Source organism: Psychrobacter muriicola 2pS (assembly GCF_904846535.1).
Lineage (GTDB): Bacteria > Pseudomonadota > Gammaproteobacteria > Pseudomonadales > Moraxellaceae > Psychrobacter > Psychrobacter aquimaris.
On record NZ_CAJHBC010000007.1, the window covers coordinates 41,426 to 55,562 of the forward strand.

Here is a 14,137-nt window from a genome sequence, read left to right on the forward strand (position 1 = left end):
GGCCGACAACGCACAAAGAAGTCCAAAAACGATGGTTTTTGGACCTTTTACGTTATTAAAATAGCTATTGATCAGTTGGATTATGTTAACTGCTGCCGTGCCTGATAGCGGCTGTAATAAAAAATCGCTAAGCCTGGGATATAGAGCAGTAAGGACAACAGTAAGTTGTCCACGCCAGCGGCATAAATCAACCAAACACCATAGACACTCGCGCCCAGACCAATGGCTTTGATATGCCAGCGCTCTGACTGTGCAAATGACACCTTGACCAAATATGCCCCGACCAAAAAATAAGGAATCAAAATCATCGAGGTAGAGATAATCACTAAGGTGTTATAACCCTCACCTGTCAAAAAGATCATCAATAAGCACAGCTGAACGGTGGCACTGGTCAGCAGCAGTGAAGCAGTCGGTGTGCCTTGCTCGTTTTGCTTAGTAAAGATACGCGGAAACGCATTGTACTTGGCAGCGGTATACGGTACTTCGGCAGAATAAAGAATCCAGCTCAGATAAGACGCTAACACCGAGACGATAAGCCCAATACTAATGACCCATTTGCCAACGCTGCCCGTCATTTGCGCCATGATGCCTGCCATTGAGGGATTGCTAAGTGCAGCCACATCAATGCGGCTCATCACCCCAAGCGAAAGTAGGGTGATGGCAATATACAGCACTAGTGCGAAAATCACGCCGATGTAGGTGGCGCGACCGATATCAGAACGCTTTTTGGCGCGCTGTGATAAGACAATCGCACCCTCGATACCCGTAAAAACCCAAAGGGTAATCAGCATCGTCCCTTTGACCTGCTCCATAAACGGCACTTCTAACGTCGTACCTGCGCGGTCAGCATTAAAGGTCTGCATATCGAAAGCATAATAGGCAAACACAATAAAAGCAATCAGCGGTAGGCTTTTTGCCAAGGTCGCCAGCAGGTTAATAAAGGCCGCTTGTTTGACGCCGCGCAGTACCAAATAATGCACCAACCATAAGATAATCGATTCACCAATTAGTGCGCCAATCGTGTTGCCTTCACCAAAGACAATACTGGTTGGCGTATCAATAAAGCTACCCAATGCTGCAAACGCCACGACCAAATAACCCACCACACCAATGGTGGCACACAGCCAATAACCCCATGCTGAAAAGAAGCCTGCCAAATCGCCAAACCCTGTTTTGGCATAGGTATAAATACCGCCATCCAGTTCAGGCTTTAGGCGTGATAAATGCAAAAAGCAGCCTGCGAGGAACAAAATACCCACGCCTGTGATGATCCATGCAGTGATGATGGCATCCACGCCTGCCACTTCGGCCATGTTTTGCGGTAGGCTAAAAATGCCCGCACCGACCATCGAGCTGAACACGATGGCGGTGAGCATGGTTAGCCCGATTTTTTGTCCATTTTGCATCGTGCTATCTCTATTTTGTTGAAGTACCTGTTATCAAAGTGCTGGTGAAATGCTGGCTCAATTCCTGAATGTGCTCAGGGCCAATACCGCAGCAGCCGCCGATCAGTGATGCGCCTTGGGTTTGCCATTTCTTTGCCCAGACCAAATACGCAGGCGGGGTTAGGTCGTCACGCACTTCATCAAGGCCGTCATTGGCGGTGGCGTCTTTTGTCTGTGGTGGGAAGGCATTGGCATAGGCGCCAAGCTTGATGTGCGCGGCATCTTTGTCTTGTAACGTGCTTTGGGCGACATCAAGCGCTTGGTCGATCACTTCTGGCTGACAGCAGTTAAACAAGATCGCTTCTACATTGATATCCGCCATTTTGGTAACGGCTTCTTCTACCGTCTCACCTGAGCGTAGGCGTGGTACATCAAGATGCTCACTGTCTTCTAGGGTGAATGACACCCATAACGGCTTGTTGTCAGTATCCAACGTATTTAGTAACTCGCGAACAGCGACAGATTCAGCGATTAAGCTTTGGGTTTCTGCTAGCCAAAAATCCACATGTTCGTTTAAACCCTTGATAAGTGGCGTTGCGATATCTTCGACATGCTCAGCGTCAAATAAGTCAGCACGGTATGATCCAAATAGTGGCGGGATAGAGCCTGCTACCTTAGTCGCGCTCCCTTCCATTTCGACCGCTGCACGCGCCATTTCTCCCGCTGACGCTGCCAATTCTTGAGCCTGATTGGTAAAACGCTCTTCGCCAATATGAAAGGGCACGAGCGCATAGCTGTTGGTGGTGATGACTGCTGCGCCGCTTTGGATAAAGGCGCGATGCACGTCACGGACGATCTCAGGTGCTTCGATCATCGCCAGCGCCGACCATTCAGGCTGACGAAATGGTGCGCCGCGTTTAGCAAGTTCGCGTCCCAAACCGCCGTCAATAATAGTGACTGAATTAGTTGCCATAACACATCCCTCTTTATTGTAAATAGTAGAATTATTTAGAAGGGCGAAATACTAGGCGTAATGAGGGGCAGATGCAACCAAAAGTTTGGCAACACTGACAACTTATCACCTTTATTGTTTAATTCTATTATTTGCGTATCAATATCAGCCAACACTATAAGGAATTAGCCCAGTAATGGACGCTACTAGATGTATGTTTTACATTAAAACCTATGACAGTCGTAAATCACCTAAGCATTACTTGATCATTTTTATGTGGTAAATGCGCTTTAGTAAATCTAAAAAAATACTTAAAAAAGTTATATAGAGACAATTTGATAAACCTATTTGTCCACTGCTTTACTCTTATGACTTTGGTTTGTGTTTTTTACTATTTTTTTTAGAGTATTCATAAGAGTTTTATGGACTATAAATAATCATCATTTGATATAGAAAGTCATGTAATGACAGATAATCATTGATATCAGTTATTTGCCTAAAAGTGTGTATAAGCGTTACTTTCGCTTAACAACTGCACACGCGGCCATCGTTGACAGCCCAACTTTAATCTGGGCATGATGGTAGCGAGTAACCCTCGTTGTATACACTTATCAAAGGAGCATGATATGAAAGCAGCACGTTTTTATGATAAAGGTGATATTCGTATTGAAGACATTCCAGAGCCTACTGTTGAGGCGGGTAAGGTCGGTATCGATGTGGCATGGTGCGGTATTTGCGGCACGGATTTGCATGAGTTTATGGAAGGGCCTATTTTTATCCCCCCATGCGGTCATCCGCATCCCATCTCGGGAGAGTCCGCACCCATCACGATGGGGCATGAGTTCTCAGGCGTGGTTTACGAAGTAGGTGAGGGTGTCGATGATATCGAAGTCGGTCAGCATGTAGTGGTTGAGCCTTATATCATCGCTGATGATGTCTCCACTGCCGAAGGGGAGAACTATCATCTATCAAAGGACATGAACTTTATCGGTTTGGGTGGACGTGGGGGCGGCTTATCAGAAAAAATCGCCGTCAAACGCCGCTGGGTGCATCCGATTTCAAATGACATTCCATTAGATCAAGCAGCTTTAATTGAGCCGTTATCGGTCGGCTATCACGCCTTTGTGCGTAGCGGCGCAAAAGAAGGGGATGTGGCATTAGTCGGTGGCGGTGGCCCTATTGGTCTATTACTATCCTCAGTGCTCAAAGCCAAAGGTTTGACGGTTATCTTGACGGAGCTGAGCAGCAAGCGTAAAGAAAAAGCCAAAGACAGCGGTGTTGCCGATTATATCTTGGACCCTACCGAAGTAGATTTAAAAGAAGAAGTGATGAAAATCACGGACAATCGCGGTGCGGACGTGGCGTTTGAATGCACCAGTGTCAATGCGGTGCTCGACTCGCTAGTCGAGCTGACCAAGCCTGCTGGCGTGGTGGTCATTGTCTCTATCTGGAGTCATCCTGCCTCCGTCAATGTCCATAGCGTGGTGATGAAAGAATTGGATATTCGCGGCACCATTGGCTATGTCAACAATCACAAAGACACCATTAAACTGGTCGAAGACGGTTTGGTCAATCTTGAACCGTTCATCACTCAGCGCATTGCGTTGGATGATTTGATCTCAAAAGGGTTTGAAACGCTCATTCACAACAATGAATCTGCGGTAAAAATCATCGTGAATCCAAATTTATAAGCGATATATTTGAATAAAATTGGCTTTGCAGAATAGAGTCGATGATAAGAATAAAAAAAGCGCCATCTTATTAGAATGGCGCTTTTTTATGAGTTTTTGACTGTATATACTGTGATGACAAAATCGAAATCGGCTCTACAATTTACCGTTCAGATATTGGATTTCACCATAGCCAAAACTCCAATCCACATCAGTATTGGTCATAAAAGAGATAAACAAGTCTTTTGGGTCAAGTGAGCAATGCGTCTGGAGCTTGTCTGCCATCAACTCACAAAATTTCTTTTTCATCACTGTTGCGCGCGGACTGGTAAATACTTGAATGACAATGGCGGCTTCTGTGCGCTCAAACCCCAAACCTGTATCGAGCAAAATCATACGTCCGGGCTTATGCTCGGTGACGATTTGATATCGGTCTCTCTCAGGCACTTCAAACGCGCTCACGACGCAGTCTTGCACCGTATCCATTAATATTTTAAGCTCGTTGTCGCTGCGACCTTCAGTCACGTCTATTCGTACTAATGGCATGTTTTTATCCTTATACAATTGTAATTATGGCAAATCATCATTGACGCCCAGTGCGCTCATGCAATGATAATAGTCGCAGATATCATCATCGATAGCCGCTTTGGCTTCAGTGATATTCTCGTAATTATTTTTTGATATTCATCGTTGGACGGTCAGTATTAAGCCTTTTATTAACTAAAAACATCTATCATTGAGAAGTGTTTCTTGGTGTGGTCGTTGCTGCTGGCGGTGATGCATATTTTTTGCCACTTAGGAATGTGTTTGGTTAGTCGCAAAGCGCTGAATATTTTATGCGCTTTGATGTTGCCCAATCCACTGATCCACGCATCTTTGAGGTGTTGGCAGAAGCGCTTGCGGTGTCAAAAGCGGAGGATAATGCTTAATTAGTTTTTATTACATTCAATGCCTTTTACTGAATACGTTGAATGACATACACTGTTTGGGAGTTGTTATGCCCATATATGCCAAAACTTGCATTGTGAGATAGTTTTGAAATTTAAAGAGTTAATGAATTTTTCTGCTGACCAAGCAGGAAACATAGATATTGATGAGCTAATCCTAAGTTTGCCGAATACACCAATGGATGTTTTAGAGCAGTTTTATCGAGATCATGGACGTAATGATCAGTTTCAAGCACAATACGCTGAATTAAATATTTACAACCTAAACTGGGAGCTTGTCGATCTCACGTTTGATGAAATGTCACTTGCTACAGTTTTTCCTAGTTTTCAAAAATGGGTACATGCCTGTTATATGAAGTCTTGTAAAGTATCTATAGATTTAGAATGGAAGCTAATTGGGCATACAAAACAGACTGTAATGTACTGGGAAAATAATCACACATGGAAAAGGTCACCAATATTCCTTGAATTGAAATGTAAGTTACATTTAGTCGAAGGGCACTCAAGATTTGGTTGCTTGAAAGGACTTGTAAGTAATGGTTTAATTCCTAATCATAGAACTCATAAGATATGGTTAGCAAAGCACGTCTAGCATATTAAGAAAAGCCTGCTTTGCTACTACCCAAGCAACGGAAACTGATAAATATTGGCATACACAAAGATAGCGATCAAAATACTCAACACACTAAACCATAGCATATACACCGACCCTGATGACCACGACACACGCCAATTGATTTTACCTCGGGCGGTCAGCCACTCCATCATACTAATGGCAATCGTCAGCCATAATGTCCCCACCAAAAACCCACCCATCACATCGCTCAGATAATGCTCATTGAGTACGATTCGGCTTAACCCTATGAGCAGACATAATAAAAGCGCGAGCGATAATATCCGCACTTGGTGAATAAAGCTTTGGCTAAAACGAATCGCCATCTAGGCAAGAAAGCCATACAGCGCGATGCTGATGGTGGCATGACCACTTGGGAACGAATAGGTGTGCTCTTGCAATAAAATATCAATTGGGCGGGCACGTTGAAAAACCATCTTATTCGCAAAAGTAAAAGCGGTACTGCCGATGGTCGAGACCATTAGTCCGATCACAAAATAAAAAAATCTATGATGCCAGATTCGCGCAGCACACTCATATGCTGCGATACAAACAGATCCGTGGTCACAATAGAGTCGGCCTCCACTATATCCTCGACCAAGCCTGCAAACAGCGCCAAAATATATATATTCTAGAGTGTCAAAATGGTGAGGATTAGACCAGAAAAGTGATGCCATTGTTACCTAAAAAGGTTTACTTAGTATGCGACTCGTGGAGTGCGCTGTATTATTGCTGCAGCACACTCTTGATAAAAGTAGTCTAGCATAGTGCTTATCTATTACAGCCTCGAAACCTATTGTTAAGATTTTGATTTAACTAATTTTTTTACGTACATCAAAATCAGGCTTTTACTTAGCAGTAATAAGCCTGATTTTGATGTAATGACTCTTGTAAATGGGTAACAAGCAGTTTCAGTTTTTGATCAGGCTGCCTTGCTTTAGGGTATACCGCATACATCCCCATTTTTTTTCGTGTAAAACGTTGCAAAATTTGCGTGAGCGTATTTTGCTGAAGTTCATTATAAACAAGTACTTGTGGTAAAAAGACAATACCTAGATCGCTAAGAGCAGCTCGTTTAATGGCACTAAGATGATTGCTATGAAATCGACCCTGTACAGGAAGTAATTGTTCTGCGCCATCTATGTATAGTGGCCATATGCCGTTAGCCGTATTATCAAACTTATAAACTAAGCACTCATGATGTTGTAACTGTTCAGGAATTTGAGGCGTACCATGTTGCTCTAAATAGACTGGTGTCGCACATATGACCCACTGGCTATCTATAAGGCGCCTTGCAATGAGAGATGAGTCTTCAAGTTCGGCGGTTCTTATTGCCAGATCAAATCCTTCTTCTATCAAATCAACCAATCGATTGGTAATTTGTAAATCTACCGATATTTCAGGGTACTTTTTACAAAATTCGGCAATGGCTTCACTCAATACTAAGTCAGCAGACACCACTGGCATAGTGATACGTATGTTGCCTTTCATGTCTTCGCCATAACCTGTCACAGCATTTTCGGCTTCTTGAAAGGCAAATTTAGCAATTTTCGCCTTGTTATAAAGTGTCCTTCCTGCATCGGTTAGGCTTAACTTTCTGGTTGTTCTGTAAAGCAGCTGTGTATTCAAGCTTTCTTCTAGTCTTGCAATACGTTTGCTAACCACTGAGTTCGTCAATGATAATTTTTCAGCGACTCTAGAAAATGACTCTTCTTCAACAACCTGAACGAATAAAATCATGTCGTCAGCTTTGATCACACTTGTTCTCCAATTGCAGTAATGTGTTTCTGATTATATCAAAAAAAGAAAATAACATTGTCTTTTGAGACAATATATCAATTTATTAATAAAGCGTAGAATATTTTAGGGAATTTTGAGTATTTGGTCATAGCACTGGCAGAGGCTCTTTTTGGCTTCGTTTGCAAGACAGCTTTGATAAATTAATATTGATTAGCAGTACTTATCTGTGAATGTTCAACATGTTCTAGTCGTCATTGATTCATGAAAAACTGAGTCATAAAAATAAATATTTAAATGGCTTTACTCAAGGAAGATCACACAATCAAAAGGATGTAATTTTGAATCAAACAATATATGGGCTGTTGGCATTACTGCCAATCGTTCTCTGTGGTATTTTTCTTATAGGCTTGCAATGGTCGGCCAAAAAAACAATGCCAATCATTTTAGCTGTTACCGCTGCGCTTGCCATTTTTATATGGGATATGACGCTTAACCGAGTGTCATCATCTATTATTCAGGGTTTGGTGATAACTGTCTCGGTGTTGTGGATTGTCTTTGGTGCTATTTTTTTGCTGAATACATTGAAAAATACTGGTGCAATCGCCGTTATCCGTGCTGGGTTTACCAATGTATCGCCAGATAGGCGTGTGCAAGCCATCATTATTGCATGGTGCTTTGGCTGCTTTCTTGAGGGTGCCTCTGGTTTTGGTACAGCTGCCGCTATTGCCGCGCCTTTGCTGGTGGCGATAGGATTTCCAGCGCTGGGTGCGGTGTTGATGGGAATGATGATACAAAGTACGCCTGTATCATTTGGTGCGGTCGGTACGCCTATCGTTATTGGGGTAAATAATGGGTTAGATAAAGCGGCTATTAGCGCTCAACTGGCACAAGAAGGACTACAGTGGGGCGACTTTTTACAACTGATTACCAGTCAAGTGGCTATCATGCATGGTGTCATTGGTACGTTTATGCCACTTTTTATGGTGATGATGCTCACTCGCTTTTTTGGTAAAAACAAAAGCTGGAGAGAAGGCTTCGCTATTTGGCCATTTGCTATTTTTGCAGGCTTGGCATTTACGATTCCTTATACATTGACGGGTGTTTTTTTAGGACCAGAGTTTCCGTCACTGGTCGGTGGTTTGGTCAGTATTACTATCGTTGTTAATGCTGCTAAAAGAGGGTTTTTAGTACCAAAAACCACATGGGATTTTGAACCGCAAAAAAGCTGGCCAAGTGAATGGCTTGGTAAGTTAGTGGTCAGTAAAGAAGATATTACGCCAACCTTGAGTGATAAAGAGATGTCCACCGTTATGGCGTGGTTCCCTTATTTACTGGTTGCCCTCTTACTGGTATTTTCAAGAGTATTTACAGGTTTTCAGTCTTTGCTTAACAGTGCGACAGTAGACCTAAACTCGATTTTAGGTGAGGCAGATATCAGTGCCAGCTTTAGTCCTTTATATTTACCAGGCGGCTTGTTACTAATCAGTGCTTTGGTTGCTGCCGCTCTTCAAACTAGAAAACCCGTCAGCGCACTAAACAATGCCTTTAAAGAATCAGGTAAAACCGTGTTAGGGGCAGGTTTTGTACTTATCTTTACAATTCCAATGGTGAGGATTTTTATTAATTCAGGCGTAAACTTATCAGATGTGGCGAGTATGCCAGTCGCAAGTGCAGAGTTATTTGCGGGTACTTTTGGCAATGTTTTCCCCTTGATTAGTGCTACCATTGGTGCGTTAGGTGCCTTTATCGCGGGCTCTAATACCGTATCTAATATGATGTTCAGTCAATTCCAGTATGAAGCCGCCATGAGCTTACATGTTTCACCTTCTCTGATCATTGCGGCTCAAGCCGTTGGTGCAGCAGCCGGTAATATGATTGCCATACATAACGTCGTGGCTGCATCAGCCACAGTGGGTCTACTTGGTATGGAGGGCGCCACACTTAGGCGTACTATTTTACCCACCATATACTATGTGTTGTTCTGTGGCATCATCGTCATGGCTGCAATTTACATTTTTGGTTTTCAAGGGCCCTTGGCATCATGAGTGACACACCATTACAAGATAAGGAGCGTCATATCTCTTCGTCAAATCGAGCTTCTCAAGGCATGCTGAGTCCTGATCACGTGTTAGATAAACTAACCAACTTATTAGGAGCCAGTAATGTACAGGCTGATCCAGAGAAAAATGAGCACTATAGAATGGGGTGGCGCTCTGGTGGCGGCAATGCCTTAGCCGTTTTATTTCCGCAAACATTGCTTGAGATTTGGCGTAGCCTAGAAGTGTGTGTAGAAGGCGATTGCATCATCATCATGCAAGCGGCAAAAACAGGACTGACTGAAGGCTCAACGCCAAGCGGTAATGACTACGATAGACCCGTGGTTGTTATCAATACCCTTGCCATAAATCAGTTGTATTTGGTGAACGACAACGAGCAAGTGATTAGCTTGCCTGGGGCTACATTGCACCATTTACAAAGCCAACTTAATGCCGTAGATAGAGCGCCGCATTCAGTCATTGGTTCATCAACTTTAGGTGCGTCCATTATTGGTGGGGTTTCTAATAACTCAGGTGGGGCTCTTGTGAAAAGGGGTCCTGCTTACACTGAGCTTGCGTTGTTTGCACAAATAAACAAACACGGTCAGCTGGTGCTAGTCAATCATCTAGATGTAGAGTTAGGAAATACCCCTGAAGAAATACTCACTAACTTACAAACAGGTAATTTTGATAAAAGAAAGCTACCTGACACTGGTAAGCTCGCATCTGATAAAGAGTACATCACTAGAGTAAAAGATGTTAATGCAAGTACACCAAGTCGTTTTAATGCTGACAAGCGGAGACTGTATGAAGCAAGTGGGTGTGCTGGCAAGCTTGCTGTATTTGCCGTACGCCTTGACACTTATCCAACCGCTGCAAGAGAGAAGACCTTTTATATAGGCAGTAACAGTGTGAGTGAGCTTGCACAGTTGCGACGGCAGATATTATCGAGCTTTGAAAATATTCCTGAAGTTGGTGAATATATGCATCGCGATATATTTGATGTATCCGCTAAATACGGTAAAGACACGTTCCTGAGTATTAAGCACCTTGGTACAAATGCTTTACCTAGACTGTTTTCTATCAAAGGCGCTATGGACGCAAAGTTCCATAAGTGGTCGTGGATGCCAAAGCATTTCACAGATAAAGTCATGCAGTTCATCGCCAATATATTTCCAAAGCATTTACCGAAGCGAATGCTGAAGTACCGCGACCAATATGAGCATCACCTAATATTAAAAATGAGTGATGAGGGCATAGAGGAAGCACAAGATTTCTTGAAAACTTTTTTTGCGTCATCAAAAACCGGTAGCTATTTTGAATGTAGTGAGGAAGAGTCAGAAAGCGCCTTTTTAAATCGTTTTGCAGCAGCAGGTGCCGCATTGAGGTATGAAGTCATACATGAAAAAGAGGTAGGGGAGATATTAGCGCTTGATATTGCCATACCACGTAATGAGTTAGACTGGCTTGAAACGCTACCTGAAGAAATAGCACAACATTTAGAAAAGAAGCTCTATTACGGTCACTTTTTTTGTTATGTGTTTCACCAAGACTATATATTGAAAAAGGGCAGTGATGCTAAGCATGTCAAAAATATGATGCTAGCATTATTGAATGAGCGAGGGGCAAAGTATCCTGCTGAGCATAATGTCGGGCACTTATACGAAGCGGAACCTGATTTACAGAACTTCTATAAAAGCCTAGACCCAACGAATACGTTTAATCCGGGTATTGGTAAAATGTCGAAAACTAAACGTAATTGCTCGTGCTGTGTGTAATAGCAAGTGTGGGCTAAACTTGCTGCTTCAAAAATAAGTCAGTTGTATCCATCGTTTAGTACTGAGCTATGCACAATCTAGACATTTAGAAAAATCACATAGATATCTAACAGAATAAAAAGGGTAACCGTATGATTATTTCATCTCCAAACGACTACAGAGCCGCTGCCGAGCGCCGACTGCCACCATTTTTATTTCATTATATAGATGGCGGCGCCTATGCTGAACATACCTTAAAACGAAATATCGAAGATCTATCACAAATTTCCCTGAGGCAGCGTGTATTGAATGATATGTCACAGCTAAGCCTTGAAACGCAGCTGTTTAATGAAACGTTGTCTATGCCCGTAGCTTTATCACCAGTAGGTTTGACAGGTATGTATGCACGTCGCGGGGAAGTACAGGCAGCTATGGCAGCGGATCAAAAAGGCATTCCGTTTACCATGTCGACGGTTTCAGTTTGTCCGATTGAGGAAGTGGCCCCTAAAATCAACCGTCCTATGTGGTTTCAGCTTTATGTATTAAAGGACCGAGGCTTTATGAAAAATGCCTTGGAGCGTGCCAAAGCCGCAGGGTGTTCGACACTGGTCTTTACGGTGGATATGCCAGTACCAGGCGCACGCTACCGCGATGCACATTCTGGTATGAGTGGTAAAAATGCGGCTATGCGCCGTTATTTACAGTCTGTGATGCATCCGCAATGGGCGTGGGATGTAGGAATACACGGCCGTCCGCACGATCTTGGTAATATCTCTACTTATTTAGGCAAGCCAACAGGATTGGAAGATTATATAGGCTGGTTGGGCAATAATTTTGATCCTTCTATTTCTTGGAAAGATTTAGATTGGATTCGTGAATACTGGGATGGACCTATGGTTATCAAAGGTATTTTAGACACAGAAGACGCCAAAGATGCGGTGCGTTTTGGGGCAGATGGCATAGTCGTGTCTAATCATGGTGGACGACAGCTGGACGGGGTTTTATCAAGTGCGCGTGCTCTGCCTCCTATTGCCGATGCTGTTAAAGGACAAATTAAAATTCTAGCAGACTCTGGCATACGCAATGGATTGGATATTGTGCGCATGCTGGCTTTAGGTGCAGATGTTTGCATGATAGGGCGAGTATTTATATATGCCTTAGCAGCGGCTGGTGGTGCAGGGGTAACCAATTTGCTTGAACTGCTGGATAAAGAAATACGCGTAGCGATGACGCTAACTGGCGCACAATCCATTGCTGATATTAATTCAGATTGTTTGGTGAAATTAAATAACTAAATCGAGCTTGTTGAGATTAATATTTTATTAATCTCAATTCTTCGCATATTTTTATCTAGGTAAGAGGTTTAATATTGTGGCTTGCCTAAAGCTGCTCTTAATCTATCTTCAGCATCGATTTCGCCACAGCTTCGGCCACTTTAATGCCATCAATCCCTGCTGATAATATGCCACCTGCGTAGCCAGCGCCTTCGCCTGCAGGGAATAAGCCTTTGGTGTTAATGCTTTGGAATTCTTTATTGCGTTTAATACTTATTGGTGACGATGTTCTGGTTTCTACGCCAGTTAGTAAACCGTCGTCAGATGAGAATCCTTGGATTTTTTTATTAAACGCTGGAATGGCTTCACGTATGGCATCCACGGCAAAATCGGGTAGTGCTTTACTTAAGTCGGTTAAGGTAATGCCCGGTGTGTAAGACGGGTTAACATCGCCTAATTCTGAGTCTGGTTTTCCTTTTAAGAAATCACCAATGGTTTGCGCTGGTGCACTGTAGTCTTTGCCGCCTAATTCAAACGCTAAGGTTTCTAGTTGTCTTTGTAAGTCGATACCGGCAAGAGGGTGGTTTGGGTAATCTCGCTCTGGGTCGATGCCTACAACAATAGCACTGTTGGCATTACGTTCGTTTCTTGAATATTGGCTCATGCCGTTAGTGACAACACGGCCTTCTTCTGATGCTGCGGCAACAACGGTTCCGCCTGGACACATACAGAAGCTATAAACAGAACGACCATTTTTACAGTGATGAACAAGCTTGTAATCCGCAGCGCCAAGTATTTCGTTTCCAGCATTGTCGCCAAAGCGTGCTTTATCTATAGTTGACTGTTTATGTTCAATCCTAAAGCCAATCGAGAAAGGTTTTGCTTCAACATACACCCCTTTATCATGGATCATTTCAAAAGTATCTCGGGCGCTATGACCAACAGCAAGCACAACATGGTTAGTTTTTAAGGTTTCGCCACTATTAAGTGTCACGCCAGTTACTTTTGAGTCAGTTATATGCAAGTCGTCTACGCGAGTAGCAAAACGGATTTCACCACCAAGCTCTATAATCTCGGCACGCATTTTTTCTACCATGCTGACTAACTTATAAGTACCTATGTGCGGTTTACTAACAAATAAAATCTCCTTTGGTGCGCCTGCTTTTACAAATTCTGTCATTACTTTACGGCCATAATGATTTGGATCTTTCACTTGGCTATATAATTTGCCGTCGGAAAAGGTACCTGCGCCGCCTTCACCGAATTGTACGTTTGATTCTGTGTTTAATTTACGCTGACGCCAAAAGCCAAAGGTGTCTTTGGTGCGTTGTCTTACTTCATTACCGCGTTCAATGATAATAGGTTTAAAACCCATTTGAGCAAGGGTGAGTCCTGCTAATAAACCACAAGGTCCAAAACCAATGACAACAGGGCGTTCAGTTAGGTTCTCTGGCGCTTCACCTACGTATTTGTAGCTGGTATTTGGTGTTGCCTTAACATGGTTGTCTGACTCAAATTGAACCAGTAAATCATTGGTCAAATCCGAGTCGGTCAGTGTGATGTCTAACGTATAAATTAATTGGATATTTCTTTTATTACGAGCATCATAACCACGTTTAAACATCACAAATGACGCCATTTGCTCAGCAGAAATTTTAAGTTTTGTCGTTATAGCAGTCGTTAGATCTTCAGGTGCATGATTTAATGGCAATTTAATTTCAGTTAAACGTATCATTGGTTACTCATAAACTAGTGTAGAAAAC

Annotated in this window: 12 protein-coding genes; 5 read left to right on the forward strand and 7 right to left on the reverse strand. The window is 42.9% G+C overall.

Going from position 1 to position 14,137, the window contains the following annotated elements; genetic code table 11:
• Positions 1–80 precede the first annotated feature (80 nt).
• Positions 81–1,406: a basic amino acid/polyamine antiporter gene (locus tag JMX93_RS10755; RefSeq protein WP_499204703.1), complete on the reverse strand. Its 1,326-nt coding sequence runs from the start codon at positions 1,404–1,406 to the stop codon at positions 81–83.
• A 10-nt stretch (positions 1,407–1,416) separates the two neighbouring features.
• Entirely contained in the window at positions 1,417–2,358 is a 942-nt protein-coding gene (locus JMX93_RS10760; RefSeq protein ID WP_499204704.1) for a homocysteine S-methyltransferase family protein, read from the reverse strand.
• A gap of 605 nt (positions 2,359–2,963) precedes the next feature.
• Here JMX93_RS10760 and JMX93_RS10765 point away from each other — a divergent pair.
• Positions 2,964–4,028, forward strand: a complete 1,065-nt coding sequence (locus tag JMX93_RS10765) for a 2,3-butanediol dehydrogenase (RefSeq protein ID WP_499204705.1) — start codon at positions 2,964–2,966, stop codon at positions 4,026–4,028.
• Between the two features lie 135 nt (positions 4,029–4,163).
• On the opposite strand, the gene JMX93_RS10770 is transcribed toward JMX93_RS10765, so the two are convergent.
• A complete protein-coding gene (locus tag JMX93_RS10770) occupies positions 4,164–4,553 on the reverse strand; it encodes a tautomerase family protein (protein ID WP_499204706.1) in 390 nt (129 codons plus the stop codon).
• A 489-nt stretch (positions 4,554–5,042) separates the two neighbouring features.
• Between JMX93_RS10770 and JMX93_RS10775 the strand changes: the two genes are divergently transcribed.
• Complete coding sequence (locus JMX93_RS10775) at positions 5,043–5,546, forward strand: hypothetical protein (protein WP_499204707.1); 504 nt, start codon at positions 5,043–5,045, stop codon at positions 5,544–5,546.
• Between the two features lie 26 nt (positions 5,547–5,572).
• Here the strand turns inward: JMX93_RS10775 and JMX93_RS10780 are convergent, their stop codons facing one another.
• From JMX93_RS10780 to JMX93_RS10790, 3 genes are all read right to left on the reverse strand, one after another.
• The gene (locus JMX93_RS10780; protein ID WP_499204708.1) at positions 5,573–5,893 is read right to left on the reverse strand and encodes a phosphatase PAP2 family protein; all 321 of its coding nucleotides are present in this window, start codon (positions 5,891–5,893) and stop codon (positions 5,573–5,575) included.
• Positions 5,894–6,049: a hypothetical protein gene (locus tag JMX93_RS10785; protein ID WP_499204709.1), complete on the reverse strand. Its 156-nt coding sequence runs from the start codon at positions 6,047–6,049 to the stop codon at positions 5,894–5,896.
• Positions 6,050–6,419: 370 nt separating this feature from the next.
• The gene (locus tag JMX93_RS10790) at positions 6,420–7,325 is read right to left on the reverse strand and encodes a LysR family transcriptional regulator (protein WP_198332339.1); all 906 of its coding nucleotides are present in this window, start codon (positions 7,323–7,325) and stop codon (positions 6,420–6,422) included.
• A gap of 320 nt (positions 7,326–7,645) precedes the next feature.
• Between JMX93_RS10790 and JMX93_RS10795 the strand changes: the two genes are divergently transcribed.
• From JMX93_RS10795 to lldD, 3 genes are all read left to right on the forward strand, one after another.
• Positions 7,646–9,352, forward strand: coding sequence for an L-lactate permease (locus JMX93_RS10795; protein WP_193013499.1), 1,707 nt, complete (start codon positions 7,646–7,648; stop codon positions 9,350–9,352).
• A gap of 62 nt (positions 9,353–9,414) precedes the next feature.
• A complete protein-coding gene (dld, locus tag JMX93_RS10800; RefSeq protein ID WP_499204783.1) occupies positions 9,415–11,121 on the forward strand; it encodes a D-lactate dehydrogenase in 1,707 nt (568 codons plus the stop codon).
• 131 nt (positions 11,122–11,252) lie between these two features.
• The gene (lldD, locus tag JMX93_RS10805) at positions 11,253–12,395 is read left to right on the forward strand and encodes an FMN-dependent L-lactate dehydrogenase LldD (RefSeq protein WP_443557210.1); all 1,143 of its coding nucleotides are present in this window, start codon (positions 11,253–11,255) and stop codon (positions 12,393–12,395) included.
• 97 nt (positions 12,396–12,492) lie between these two features.
• On the opposite strand, the gene JMX93_RS10810 is transcribed toward lldD, so the two are convergent.
• The gene (locus tag JMX93_RS10810; protein ID WP_499204710.1) at positions 12,493–14,109 is read right to left on the reverse strand and encodes an NAD(P)/FAD-dependent oxidoreductase; all 1,617 of its coding nucleotides are present in this window, start codon (positions 14,107–14,109) and stop codon (positions 12,493–12,495) included.
• Positions 14,110–14,137 lie beyond the last annotated feature (28 nt).

What these genes read in the sequence shown, in the direction of transcription:
- JMX93_RS10755 (WP_499204703.1), bottom strand. Translation starts at nt 1,406, where the DNA reads ATGCAAAATGGACAAAAAATCGGGCTAACCATGCTCACCGCCATCGTG.
- JMX93_RS10785 (WP_499204709.1), bottom strand. Translation starts at nt 6,049, where the DNA reads ATGGTCTCGACCATCGGCAGTACCGCTTTTACTTTTGCGAATAAGATG.
- JMX93_RS10810 (WP_499204710.1), bottom strand. Translation starts at nt 14,109, where the DNA reads ATGATACGTTTAACTGAAATTAAATTGCCATTAAATCATGCACCTGAA.
- JMX93_RS10760 (WP_499204704.1), bottom strand. Translation starts at nt 2,358, where the DNA reads ATGGCAACTAATTCAGTCACTATTATTGACGGCGGTTTGGGACGCGAA.
- JMX93_RS10770 (WP_499204706.1), bottom strand. Translation starts at nt 4,553, where the DNA reads ATGCCATTAGTACGAATAGACGTGACTGAAGGTCGCAGCGACAACGAG.
- dld (WP_499204783.1), top strand. Translation starts at nt 9,415, where the DNA reads ATGCTGAGTCCTGATCACGTGTTAGATAAACTAACCAACTTATTAGGA.
- JMX93_RS10765 (WP_499204705.1), top strand. Translation starts at nt 2,964, where the DNA reads ATGAAAGCAGCACGTTTTTATGATAAAGGTGATATTCGTATTGAAGAC.
- lldD (WP_443557210.1), top strand. Translation starts at nt 11,253, where the DNA reads ATGATTATTTCATCTCCAAACGACTACAGAGCCGCTGCCGAGCGCCGA.
- JMX93_RS10780 (WP_499204708.1), bottom strand. Translation starts at nt 5,893, where the DNA reads ATGGCGATTCGTTTTAGCCAAAGCTTTATTCACCAAGTGCGGATATTA.